The 12801-nt window shown below is 42.8% G+C and carries 9 protein-coding genes; 7 read left to right on the top strand and 2 right to left on the bottom strand.

What is annotated here, in order from left to right; all coding sequences use genetic code 11:
- Window positions 1–111 precede the first annotated feature (111 nt).
- From Q0081_RS23110 to Q0081_RS23080, 7 genes are all read left to right on the top strand, one after another.
- Window positions 112–1302, top strand: coding sequence for a TolC family protein (locus tag Q0081_RS23110; protein WP_298359261.1), 1191 nt, complete (start codon window positions 112–114; stop codon window positions 1300–1302).
- A 92-nt stretch (window positions 1303–1394) separates the two neighbouring features.
- Window positions 1395–2675: a hemolysin family protein gene (locus Q0081_RS23105; RefSeq protein WP_298359258.1), complete on the top strand. Its 1281-nt coding sequence runs from the start codon at window positions 1395–1397 to the stop codon at window positions 2673–2675.
- A gap of 32 nt (window positions 2676–2707) precedes the next feature.
- The gene (locus Q0081_RS23100; protein WP_298359254.1) at window positions 2708–3766 is read left to right on the top strand and encodes a class I fructose-bisphosphate aldolase; all 1059 of its coding nucleotides are present in this window, start codon (window positions 2708–2710) and stop codon (window positions 3764–3766) included.
- 30 nt (window positions 3767–3796) lie between these two features.
- Window positions 3797–4837, top strand: a complete 1041-nt coding sequence (locus Q0081_RS23095; RefSeq protein ID WP_298359252.1) for a quinone-dependent dihydroorotate dehydrogenase — start codon at window positions 3797–3799, stop codon at window positions 4835–4837.
- Window positions 4838–5023: 186 nt separating this feature from the next.
- Window positions 5024–7558, top strand: coding sequence for a DNA translocase FtsK (locus Q0081_RS23090; RefSeq protein ID WP_298359249.1), 2535 nt, complete (start codon window positions 5024–5026; stop codon window positions 7556–7558).
- Between the two features lie 165 nt (window positions 7559–7723).
- Window positions 7724–8359, top strand: a complete 636-nt coding sequence (locus tag Q0081_RS23085) for an outer membrane lipoprotein carrier protein LolA (protein WP_298359246.1) — start codon at window positions 7724–7726, stop codon at window positions 8357–8359.
- A gap of 251 nt (window positions 8360–8610) precedes the next feature.
- Window positions 8611–9489 carry a porin family protein gene (locus Q0081_RS23080; protein WP_298359242.1) on the top strand — a complete coding sequence of 293 codons (879 nt, stop codon included), beginning with the start codon at window positions 8611–8613 and terminating at the stop codon, window positions 9487–9489.
- An 18-nt stretch (window positions 9490–9507) separates the two neighbouring features.
- On the opposite strand, the gene xrtN is transcribed toward Q0081_RS23080, so the two are convergent.
- On the bottom strand, window positions 9508–10875 hold the full coding sequence (xrtN, locus tag Q0081_RS23075) for an exosortase N (protein ID WP_298359240.1): 1368 nt from the start codon (window positions 10873–10875) through the stop codon (window positions 9508–9510).
- On the bottom strand, window positions 10820–12604 hold the full coding sequence (locus Q0081_RS23070) for an XrtN system VIT domain-containing protein (RefSeq protein ID WP_298359264.1): 1785 nt from the start codon (window positions 12602–12604) through the stop codon (window positions 10820–10822). The genes xrtN and Q0081_RS23070 overlap by 56 nt, the downstream gene beginning before the upstream one ends.
- Window positions 12605–12801 lie beyond the last annotated feature (197 nt).

The following is a 12801-nucleotide window of genomic DNA, read 5'->3' as shown; positions in this document are numbered from 1 at the left end:
GGTAAACAGGCTCAAAAATATCAAGCGTCAGATGTATGGAAGAGCGAGTTTTGAGTTGCTCCGCAAAAGAGTCATCCTGATGGGAAACCCCGACTTTCACCAAATGTGACGATGAACCTCGAAATGGCTCGGGCTAATGTACGGGCGACCGAAGGCTTTTTGCGGCCCACGGTGTTGGGTGGCGGGGCGGCTTCGTTGCGCAAGTTTGGACTTTACACCATGGACGGGTCAGGGAATGCCACCACCGACATCACCGAGGGCAGACTCATACCTGTCAATCTGCCTGATTTATTTATGGGGTTGACGGCCTCGTGGGAGGTCGATATTTGGAAAAAACTTCGCAGCCAACGAGAGGCGGCTTTGGCGAGGTATTTGTCAAGTGTGGAAGCCAAGAACTGGGTGACAACCAATATCGTAGCCGACGTATCGCTGGCATATTACGATTTACTTTCGCTTGATAATGAGCTGGATATTGTACGTCAAACGATTACACTGCAAGAAGATGCACTAAAAATCGTTACGGTTCAAAAACAAGCTGCCGCCGCCAATGAGTTGGCAGTGGAGCAGTTTGAGGCGCAACTCCTGAATAGTCGAAACTTAGAGATTGAGTTGTTGCAAACCATTTCGGAAACTGAAAACTTTATCAATCTACTATTGGGGCGTTTTCCGCAGCCAATTTTGCGAGATAAAAGCCATTTCATTCGCCCCTTTCCTGCACAGTTACGAGGAGGGTTGCCATTGGATTTACTTAAAAATCGCCCTGATATTCGAGCGGCCGAACTGGAATTATTAGCCACTAAAGCCGATCTTGTGGCAGCACGAGCAGCGTTTTATCCTTCGCTCAATCTTACGGGCTCGCTGGGTTTTCAGGCGTTTAGTCCTAAGTTTTTGTTCACTACACCGCAGTCTTTGGCCTATTCGTTGATAGGAAATCTCACGGCTCCGCTTATCAATCGTGCGGGCATTGAGGCACAGTTCAAAGGTGCACAAGCGGTTCAGATTGAGGCATTGTACAATTACCAAAAGACGATTTTGAGCAGTTATATAGAAGTGAACAACCAACTTTCTAATCTTAACAATCTCGTTAAAATGTACGACCTCAAAACCCGTGAAACTGCCGTACTGACCCGTTCAATTGAAACCTCCAATAAACTCTATCGCACTGGGCGAGCCACGTATTTGGAGGTATTGTTTGCCCAACAAAATGCACTGCAAGGGCAGTTGGCTTTGATAAACACCCAAAAACGCCAACTTCAAGCGACAGTCAATCTTTATCGTGCGTTGGGAGGAGGGTGGAAATAACGTAATAAAGGGTAAGTTAGCAAAAGATAAAATGACTAACTTGCCCTTTATTACCTGCCCCCCTTGAATCAGTTCACCATAAGCCAATTTAAATGGAGATTTTTATTGTTTTTTTATTGACTGTACTGAATGGCATTTTTTCCATGTCAGAAATTGCCGTCGTATCGTCGCGAAAAATCAAATTGGAAAGTGCCGCAAAGCGAGGAAGTAAGTCAGCAAAGCACGTCTTAGAGCTTATCAATTCGCCCAACCAATTTCTTTCTACAGTTCAAATAGGCATTACCCTGATTGGAATTTTACTGGGGATTTTTGGAGGTGAAACGTTAACCGACGACTTTCAAAACTTTCTCAATCAATACGAATTTTTAAAAACCTACAGTCGTCCCTTAGCAGTAGGAGGAGTTTTGGTCATGATTACTTTTGTTTCGTTGGTTATCGGTGAGTTATTACCAAAACGTATCGGGCTCATCAATCCGGAGGGAATTGCCAAAGCAGTGGCCTTGCCTATGCAAATGCTGTCAAAAATCACGGCCCCGTTTGTATGGCTCTTGACTAACACCACCGATTTGTTGCTTAAAATTCTACAAATTAAACCGTCGGCCGAAAGTAAAGTAACCGAGGAAGAAATTAAAGCCATCATTCAGGAAGGTACGGAAGGCGGAGAGGTACAGGAAATAGAGCAGGAAATTATGGAACGGGTTTTTCACTTGGGCGACCGTAAAGTATCGTCGTTGATGACTCACCGCACCCAATTGGTATGGCTTGACGTGGACGATACCTCCGAAGAAATCCGTCAAAAAATCACCGATGAAATTCACTCCATTTATCCCCTTTGCCAGGGAAGTATTGACGAGGTAATAGGCTTAGTGATGATGAAAGACATTTTTATGCAGGTGATGAAAAACCAACCCATTGATTTACACCTCATTAAAAAACCGATACTTTACATTCCAGAAAACAGCTCTGCGTATAAAGTCTTAGAAAGATTTCAGGAAACCCACCAACATTATGGCATTGTAACGGACGAATACGGTGCTATGCAGGGGCTCCTGACTCTCAACGACCTTATGGAGGCCTTGGTAGGTGATGTCAGCGATACCATTTATGATGATGAAACGAGTATTGTCCAACGCGAAGACGGTACTTTTAACGTCGATGGGCAAATGACCTTTTACGATTTTTTGAGTTATTTTGATCGTACAGATTTATTCGAAGAGGATTTACCTTTTAATACCATTGGCGGGCTTTTATTGGAAGAATTGAGTCGGATTCCCAAAACAGGCGATAAACTTCAATGGCACGGTTTTATTATTGAAGTACTCGACATGGCCGGGGCACGAATTGATAAAGTATTGGTAAAAATGAAAAAGTAAAATCATTTCCAAGCTTCTTAAACAACAACGTTATGAACTATCAGCAAATTACAGCGTATCTCGGTAAAGATGCCGATAACCTGTTAGGGCATGAATGTAAAACGATTTCAAAAAATCTTTTACACCACCCTTCACCCGATTTTATTGACACTATATTTGCGCAAAGCAACCGAAGTATTCCGGTTCTTCGCAGTTTGGCCACCTTGTATAATCACGGAAGATTGGCGGGCACGGGTTATGTTTCGATTTTACCGATTGATCAAGGCATTGAACATACCGCAGGGGCTTCTTTTGCCAAAAACCCTCTTTATTTTGACCCCGAAAACATTGTCCGTTTGGCTATGGAGGCAGGATGTAATGCCGTTGCTACCACTTTTGGAAATCTGGCAATAGTGGCCCGAAAATATGCCCACAAAATTCCTTTTATCGTAAAAATCAACCACAACGAACTATTGACGTACCCGACAAAGTACGAACAAATCATATTCGGTTCGGTTGAAGAAGCTTGGAAATTAGGCGCCGTAGCCGTTGGAGCCACCATTTATTTTGGTTCAGAAGGCTCTAACCGTCAAATCATTGAGGTATCAAAAGCATTTGAAAGGGCCCATGAATTGGGAATGTCCACCATTTTGTGGTGTTATACCCGTAATAACGGTTTCAAAAAAGACAATATCAACTACGAAACCGCTGCCGACATTACGGGACAGGCCAATCACTTGGGAGTAACGATTCAGGCCGATATTATCAAACAAAAACTACCCGATTGCAACGGAGGCTTTACGGCCATCAACTTCTCAAAAAGTGCGCCCGAAATGTACACGAAATTGTCATCCGACCATCCCATTGATTTGTGCCGCTACCAAGTGGCCAACTGCTACATGGGACGCATCGGTCTAATCAATTCGGGAGGAGAATCAAAAGGAGATTCCGATTTGACCGAATCAGTAAAAATCGCTGTTATTAACAAGAGGGCGGGGGGAACCGGACTGATCTTAGGAAGAAAAGCCTTTCAACGGCCTTTTGAAGAAGGAGTCGCACTAATCAATGCCGTGCAGGATGTGTATTTGGCAAAAGAAATTGATTTGGCATAATCAATTTTGATTTTGCTTACCTTTGCGGCCATGTATAAGTGGCTCATCCTTCCGATTTTGTTTCGCTTCGACGCCGAGCAGGTGCATTATTTTGTATGCGGAACCCTAAAATTCTTATTCAAAATCCCTGGCATTCCGTTTGTTTTCAGGCAACTGTTCAACTATGAACATGCCTCTTTGGAACGGGAAGTCTTTGGTTTAAAGTTTAAAAACCCCGTGGGATTAGCGGCAGGCTTTGATAAAAATGCCGAACTCATGGACGAATTGGCCTGTTTGGGTTTTGGATTTGTAGAAATCGGAACGGTTACGACTTTACCGCAGGATGGTAATGAAAAGCCCCGTTTGTTTCGCCTCAAACCCGACCGAGCACTCATCAATCGTATGGGTTTTAACAATCATGGGGCCTCTGTAGCAGCTGAACGGCTTCGCAAACGCAAAACAAACATCCTGATTGGAGGAAATATTGGCAAAAATAAACTTACTCCCAACGAAAATGCACTTGATGATTATCTAAAAAGTTTCGATGCGTTGTATGAAGTTGTGGATTATTTTGTCGTCAATGTTAGTTCGCCAAATACGCCCGGGCTTCGCGATTTGCAGGAAAAAGAACCCCTGATGAAGATTTTAGCGGCACTAAAGCAAAGAGCCGAGGAATTGGCAGCAAAGTATTCGTCATTGCCAAAGCCTATTTTATTAAAAATTGCTCCTGACCTCACTAACAGTCAATTAGACGACATTATTGAGATTGTGACGAGCACAAAAATTGCGGGTGTAATCGCCACCAATACCACCATCAGCCGTGCTGATTTGCTTACCGACGACAACGAAATAAAAAAAATAGGAGCCGGTGGCCTAAGCGGGGCACCTCTAACACATCGTTCGACCGAAGTAATTCGTTATATTTGCGATAAATCCAATCGGGCATTTCCCGTTATCGGAGTAGGAGGAATCTCTTCTCCCGGAGACGCAAAAGCGAAATTGGATGCAGGTGCAAGTTTGGTACAGATTTACACAGGCTTTATTTATGAAGGTCCCGGTTTGGCCAAACAAATTTGTAAGGCATTAGTTTAAAGCTACATTTTACCCCATAAAGTGCTCACGCACAATTTACTTCGAAACGCAAATGCAATTTTACATTCTGCCCGCGGAATGTTCGACGATTTTTATTATATAACAAAATCGTTCGTAGCTACGCCAACTTCTCTTCCTAAGACGCATTAACCGCTGATAACAAATAACAATTAACCTTTTCAGTAGATGGCCAAGAACGTTTTTCCTTCAACGCTGCCTAAACGCGAACGTAAAACTACGACGGGCGATACAGGGCAGACAAGAGCTCCGATTAGTAAGTCGGCTTCTACTTCCAATCCTCGCAACCTGCAAATGTGGGGCTGGGTATTGGTGTTTTTGTCACTTTATATGATGGGCGCTTTTGTGTGGTATTTGTTCACAGGAGCTGCCGACCAAAGCGTCGTGGATTCGGCATTTTCGACCCGGATGCGCGTGTCTGCGGGTGAAACCAAAAACGTAATGGGATTTTTTGGATTGGTCCTTTCCCACTTTTTTATTTTTCGTTGGTTTGGGGTAGCCGCTTTGGGATTCCCGTTTCTACTGTTTTTAATTGGGTATAAAATTGCCCGTAAACGTGAATTATTGCCTCTGCAACGTACTACTCAGGTGACCCTGGCTTATATTTTCTGGATAAGCATCTTTTTTGGTTTTTTGGTTTTGCAAACCAGCTCTGCTCAGCATTTCAGTTTCCTGTGCGGCGGTATTGGCTACGAAATCAACGCACTGCTTGATCATTACATTGGTTGGGGCGGCTTGTTTGTGATTTTAGGAATTTTAGGGGGAATTTTGGTCTACTTTCACGACATTTCATCTTTTGATGAGTTTGCGGATTTGATTGAGAAACCACTCAGAAGGCGTTCACAACCCGTTGAATTTGAAGTGGTTTCGGAAGAAGACAAATATGGGGATGACATTGAAAGCGAAGAACCTATAAAAAGCCCCCCTCCAGCTGTTCGTCCCAAGCCTGAACCCCTTAAAACCGATTTGATAAATGGACAATCCATTGAATTGAACGGTAATTCTTCTAACGGAAAACCGACTCCAAAACCCGCGGCAAACCTTACGCTCATCGTAGAAAATGCCGATGACCTTGGAGAAAAATCGACCGCAAAAGCCGATTCAGATTTACCTATTTCGGGAACAACCACCAAAATCCCCGTTGTTCCTTTTGCCGGTGCAGACCAATCGACCGACGATTTGGTGGCCTTACACGGGCCTTATGACCCTACTTTAGAATTGGGCAATTATCAGTTTCCAAGGCTTGATCTACTCCATAATCGTGGTGAAGGTAATTCCAAAGTAACCTCGGAGGAATTGGAAGCCAATAAAGACCGCATCGTTGAAACCCTTGGGAATTACGGCATCAGCATTGCCAGTATCAAAGCAACGATTGGACCCACGGTAACGCTTTACGAAATTATTCCCGAAGCCGGCGTACGAATTTCTAAAATCAAAAGCTTGGAAGATGACATTGCCTTGAGTTTAGCAGCTCTCGGTATTCGTATCATTGCGCCTATGCCGGGCAAAGGAACCATTGGAATTGAGGTTCCGAATAAAAACCGAGAGATGGTTTCAATTCGTTCGGTATTGGCAAGTAAGAAATTTCAGGAAAGCACCTTTGACCTTCCCGTAGCGTTGGGAAAGACCATTTCCAACGAATTTTTTATTACAGACCTTGCCAAAATGCCCCACTTACTCATGGCAGGGGCAACAGGACAGGGAAAATCCGTAGGACTCAATGTATTATTGGCTTCGTTGATTTACAAAAAACATCCGGCTCTGCTCAAATTTGTGTTGGTTGACCCCAAGAAGGTAGAACTTACGTTGTTCAACAAAATTGAGCGGCACTTCTTGGCCAAACTTCCCAACACCGACGAAGCGATTATTACCGATACAAAAAAAGTGGTTTATACCTTAAATTCACTTTGTATCGAAATGGATAACCGCTACGACTTGCTCAAAGAAGCGGGTGTTCGTAATGTTAAAGAATACAATGCTAAGTTTATTCAGCGTCAATTAAATCCCGAGCGCGGCCACCGATTCCTGCCTTATATCGTATTAGTCATTGATGAATTGGCAGATTTGATGATGACCGCCGGAAAAGAAGTAGAGCAGCCTATCGCCCGATTGGCACAATTGGCCCGCGCCATTGGTATTCACTTGGTAGTGGCTACCCAGCGTCCTTCGGTCAACGTAATTACGGGGTTAATTAAGGCGAACTTTCCGGCTCGTCTTTCGTTTAGGGTTACTTCTAAAATAGATTCGCGCACGATTCTGGATACGGGCGGTGCCGAACAACTCGTTGGAATGGGAGATATGCTGCTCTCCACTGGCTCGGATATGATTCGTTTGCAATGTGCTTTTGCAGATACTGATGAAATTGATGAAGTATGCGAATTTATTGGCAACCAACGCGGTTATCCCAGCGCTTATAATTTGCCTGAATTTAGCGGTGACGAAGAAGTTGGAGATAAAGAGTCAGTTGATTTGGCCGACCGCGACCCTATGTTTGACGATGCCGCACGGGTTATCGTGGTCAGTCAGCAGGGGAGTACCTCGTTGATTCAGCGAAAACTCAAGTTGGGTTACAACCGGGCGGGGCGCATCATGGATCAGTTGGAAGCGGCGGGTGTTGTTGGTCCTTTTGAGGGTAGCAAAGCCCGTGAAGTGTTGATTACTGACATGGCCTCTTTAGAACAAATGTTAAAGAACATGAACTGATTGTTTTTAAAGTTAGCAGATGTTTATCAGGATTTTGTCGATTCTTAGTTATCCAACAACCGACTTATAGTAACTTTACCCGTCAAAATTTAGTTAAGTGGTATAGTTTTTTAAACTATTATTCTAAAAAACCATCTTATAGTATAGTCAATCAAATTTACGATAATGAGAAAAATGCTGGTAGTTGCGGCTCTTTTAATGAGCCAATGTATTTTTGCACAAAGTGACAAACGTGCCACATCCATTCTGGATGGAATGAGCAATAAGTACAAAACAATGACTTCTTTCAAAGTAGCTTTCACCTATACAAATGAAGGGCTGGGAGCAAAAGAAAGTTTAAAAGGCGATGCCACCGTAAAAGGCACAAAATATCGACTAAAAATGGCGGGTCAGGAGATTTTCAACGATGGAAAAACCATGACTACCTATATCAAGGAAAGCAACGAAGCAACCGTTAACACCTACGACCCTAAAGATTCAGGAGACATAGACCCCACAAAAATATATACCATTTACAAAAAAGGCTACAAGTACATGTTCATTGAGGAAGTTACCGAAAGCGGACGAGTGTATGAAGTAGTGGAACTTTCGCCCGATAAAAAGGACAGCAAAATAGCCAAAGTGCAAATCAAAGTAGATAAAAAAGACAAGTCCGTTAAAAGTTGGAAAGTGACACAGCGCAATGGGCAACGTTTGGTTTTCAAAGTAGACAAATTCACCCCCAATGTGAAAGTGGAAGATAAATTTTTCGCTTTCGATACTGAACAATACAAAGGTGTAGAAGTGATTGATTTGCGGTAATTCTAATGGTGAATTAGCGAAAGTAACAGTTCAATACATACTTATCTGCGAAAAAACTAAATAACTACATCAGTTCGCCGAGGCTTCTTCAAAACAAGTCTCGGCGATTTTTTTAGAGGCAATCGAAAAAACACGTAGAAACACCTATTGTAAAACAGTAGTAACCCTGTAAAAAAATACGCGTTAAAAACCGAATTTTGTGCGTCTAAAACCGTTATTTTACAAATACTGCTCTCAAACCCGTACACAAAATGATAAACAAATCTATCGCTCAGATTCTCTTAGGCGCTTTATTAGTTGCAGGAGTTAATTACTCAGGTCAGGCACAGACCACCAAACCAACTACCCCTGCTACCCAGCCAACTCCAAGTATGCAGGAGCAGTACGACAAACTGCATGGGACAACGCCTAAAAAAACAACGACTCAGCCTTCCAAATCGAAAACCACGACAAAGCCTCAAACTACCCAAAAGCCTGCTAAAACTCCGTCGGTCCCAAAGCCCGAAGTAGTAGAAAAGCCCAAAGCGGCTCCCAAAGCTGATGGTGGATTTAAATTCAGCGTAGGTTTGAGAGGAGGCGCCAATTATTGCACATTCGCAGCCCCCCCAACTACAGGAGCAACCGTTAAATCCGTGTTAGGCTATCATGGGGGTCTTATTTTGAATTTGGGAACGGAAACTTTTTCAGTACAACCCGAGATTTTGTACAATCAGGTAGGAGCGAAAGTAACTGTTACACAACCTAATGCAAATCTTTTGGCCACAGCTATAACCAATACCATAACAGTCCCTGTACTGCTTAAAGTAGGATTTGGTGGCGGAAACCTCAAATTTTTTGTGAATGCAGGTGGCTATGGAAGTTATGCACTAAACGGCAATGCTAAATTTGTGCTGAATGGTGTAAATTCAACTGAAAAAATTAAATTTGAAAGCGGAGACCCACGCATTGAATATGGTGCAGTAGGTGGAGCAGGGATTTCTTTAGGGTTAGGAGCCGCCAAGTTATTGATTGAAGGTCGCTACTATTATGGTTTAGGAAATGATGACAAAGATACCCCTAAAGCCGATAAAGCGCTGTATCGCAATATTCAGGGCTCCATCGGAATTTTGATTCCATTAGGAGGCAAATAATCCATTTAACTATTCTTTTCAAATGCTCGACACCGACGTGTTGAGCATTTGTTTTATAGAACATTCCAAATCCTCTTCCCGACTTACCGTAACGTTGACTAAATGGAAATGCTTCTTTTCCCACATCATTTGCCAACGAAAATCCAATTGACTGTTGGTTTGTAAGTGGCCGTCCGAAAACCACCACGCCGTATAAAGGCAATGAGTACCCTGCGTCATTTTTGCTTTATACATCCGTTTTCCCTGCACCTGAATTTCGCTGATGGCTTTAAATTCGTACCCGCTTCCTTGCCAGCATACATAAGGGCTGTGTTCGACGCTGTAGAAAGTTGGGATATTTTTGAGGTAGATTAAGGAATTTGCATTTTTTAATTGTTTGATCCCTTTTGACAATAACGTTTGCTCATACCCTTCCACAGATGTCACAGGATAAGTAGGTTCAGAATCGGTAGATTTTTTAACGCAAATGAATGCTACTATCCCCACGCCAAGGACATAAAGCACGCTTTTTGTGCAAGATAAATCTTTGATTTTAAATCCATTGGAAACATTATTGACTTTTAACCCATCCTGATTTTGAGATTTGTTTAGATATTTTACTACCATTCCCAAAGGCAACCAAACATAGACCAACACACAGACCAGTCCCGCCAATTCATGCAATGGATGAGCAGCAGGCCATCCACCCACAACCAATAAGATGATTCGCATTAAATTGGCAGTTACGTTTAGCCCGAAGACCAAGACGAATACAGTGCTTATCCACCCAATTGAAAGGAACCTGCCTGTTTTCTTTGCCGATTGGCCTATTAAAAATACGGCTGCTAAATACGAAAAACCCAACAAATGAAGCCCCATGCAAGCGGCGTCTACGTTAAAATTTGCGTCGTGGAGCGTAAGCACGTTTCCTGATACCTGAACTGAATAACCGATATGCATAAGAACCCAACCCGCCCATTCACTGATTTGAAGTCGAATGGGAAAGCTGAAAACTTCTGATAAGTATTGGAATAAGGGAGATACCACCACCCCTATTACTCCCCAAAGCCACAGAGGTTGACGGGAAAAACTGCTTTCAATCAACCAAAGTAGGGTGGTAAGTACTAAAAAATACTTAATCGTTCGCATCGGCACTACAAAAGCCCATGCTGCCATCAGTATGACCGCCAAGGTCAAACGCCAGGTAGGTAAATTACGCCGACGCGGCAGACTTGTTAAAAGAACTGCCACGCCGGCCATGGCTGTTATAGGCTCAGAAAAGATGGGCATTGGGGCGTAAGCGTACATGATGAGCCCAATCAGTAAAACTGCTAATGCCCACTCATGTGGTTCAGGTACAGCTCCCGATTTTTTGAGAGCGGCTGTCAGTCGGTTTCTTAATATCAAATCGCTGATAGTCGGCTTGGGTTTCCAAGACCACTAAACTTGAAATGGGAGTTACTACATTGGCGCGGGCGGCTTCCGTTACCAGCGAGTCGACCAAATAGTCTTTTTGAAAATAGTGGCCTCCTATTTGCTGTAAAATATGGTTATAAGCATAAAGTCTCAGTAAATGGTCAGGAGCTTTTAACCCAGTCAAAGTGGTAGTTTCTGCACTGCTTTCTACTTCTTTAATAGTCATTTGTGCTGATTCAACAAAAGCAACCGACCGGTTTTTGTTTTCTAATACAGGTTTAAATTGACGTTTTTGAAGCAAGGTTTGCAGTTCATCCGCCGAACCATGAATGACGGCCAATAAACGCAATTCCTGCAAAGTTTTTAGGTAAGGAGAAAGTGCATTGTTTAAGCAAAAAGTGCGAATGGAGGGCAGTTTTTCGGCGGTTTTGGTTAAGTTTTCGGCAAAAATACTTTCTTTTATTTCTTTTAGAGACGGCGTTTCGGCCACTCCTTTGGTAATCAATAAGGCTTTGTCAGGATTGGAAATACGGTACACTGGAAACAAACTAAAACGGTTTTGAGCCAGTTTTGTATACATTTCTTTCGCGTTTTGAGGAGTAATAGTGATAAGTTGGTCATCGTATACCCACACATTCCTGTAATTAAGTTGGGAACAAATCGCCTCAAACTCGGGCCAACGCCATGTTTCATTGACATCTAAATATACTGCTGTCGGAGAAAACACCTCATAAACAGACTGATACGATTCCGCCTGATAACCTTTTCCCTGAAAAATAAATTTTTCCGTAGATAAAGACTTTGCCGCAAAACGTACCGACCAATCGGGCGTATACTTTCCCTGATGAGTAATCAGCGTTTCTCCATCAATTTCCCAAGGACTATTCAGTGCTGTTACTTTTTCCGTTAACTCTATTTTAACTGTCTCAGAAGTTTGGGTATTGTTAGGGCCTTTAAAATAGATATTTTCGTACACCAACTGGTTTTGGTCTAATCGAAGGGGTGAGGTAATTCCGATTTTAAAACGGCGATTTTCGTTCGATGTACACGGAAAAACCCGCACTCTCATCGTATTGCCTTCCTGCCAATGAACGACGGAAGGGTCACGTCTTTCCATTCCTACAATCGTTTTATAAGCAGAATCCGCTTTGGCTTGCGTTGTAAGATACCCTCTTTCTTCTTTGCCGTTTATCCACAAAGAAAGAGAGGTCACGACCGAACCTTCGGGCACAAAAAAGGTATAAATAGCTTCCTCCTGTTGCCAACTGTTAGACGTAGTATTTTGAATACTAAGTATTTTCTCTGTATATGCCAGTCTAAAAGAAGGGTACAAACGAGCGTTCGTTATCACCTCTTTCGTACGCAAATTTCTTCCTGTCCACAGTCGCTCTTGCGTATGATGACGAGCGTCATATAGCGTTTCCAGTATTTTTATGCGCTCTCGTTGTGCCAAATTTGGTTTTGCAAAAAATGCTCCCATCATCACAATCGGGTCATGGCGACGGATTTCTTCAAAATTGCCCAACGGAAACCAATCCACCCGTTCACTTGGAACTTGGTAAACCAAATCGCTTTTCAAAATCCGTTCAGTCAACCAACTTTTATCTATTGTTTGCGACAATTTTACCCAAGTAGGCAACTCATCGGACGTATCCATTTCGATTTTGGCATACTGTTCATCCATACGATGAGTGGTTTTAACCCATTGTATCAACAACATCACCACCACAATCAGCGGTGTGAATATCCCAATTCCGGGTACAATTCCCCCAAACTCTTTAACTCCTTTGGTAATTACTTTAGGCTCTTACCCTATATGGGACTGATAACAAGGCACTCATTATATTTTCTTAAATCTGGTTTTAAAAGAAGGCAAAAGGTTTGGTGAACGGCCTTCTTTCCTCTTCTTTTTAAGTT

This window comes from Runella sp., from assembly GCF_027484545.1.
Taxonomy (GTDB): domain Bacteria; phylum Bacteroidota; class Bacteroidia; order Cytophagales; family Spirosomataceae; genus Runella.
Note: the sequence above shows the minus strand (reverse complement) of the source record. Positions and strands in the feature narration are given on the sequence as shown.

What these genes read in the sequence shown, in the direction of transcription:
- Q0081_RS23110 (WP_298359261.1), top strand. Translation starts at nt 112, where the DNA reads ATGAACCTCGAAATGGCTCGGGCTAATGTACGGGCGACCGAAGGCTTT.
- Q0081_RS23105 (WP_298359258.1), top strand. Translation starts at nt 1,395, where the DNA reads ATGGAGATTTTTATTGTTTTTTTATTGACTGTACTGAATGGCATTTTT.
- Q0081_RS23100 (WP_298359254.1), top strand. Translation starts at nt 2,708, where the DNA reads ATGAACTATCAGCAAATTACAGCGTATCTCGGTAAAGATGCCGATAAC.
- Q0081_RS23095 (WP_298359252.1), top strand. Translation starts at nt 3,797, where the DNA reads ATGTATAAGTGGCTCATCCTTCCGATTTTGTTTCGCTTCGACGCCGAG.
- Q0081_RS23090 (WP_298359249.1), top strand. Translation starts at nt 5,024, where the DNA reads ATGGCCAAGAACGTTTTTCCTTCAACGCTGCCTAAACGCGAACGTAAA.
- Q0081_RS23085 (WP_298359246.1), top strand. Translation starts at nt 7,724, where the DNA reads ATGAGAAAAATGCTGGTAGTTGCGGCTCTTTTAATGAGCCAATGTATT.
- Q0081_RS23080 (WP_298359242.1), top strand. Translation starts at nt 8,611, where the DNA reads ATGATAAACAAATCTATCGCTCAGATTCTCTTAGGCGCTTTATTAGTT.
- Q0081_RS23070 (WP_298359264.1), bottom strand. Translation starts at nt 12,604, where the DNA reads ATGTTGTTGATACAATGGGTTAAAACCACTCATCGTATGGATGAACAG.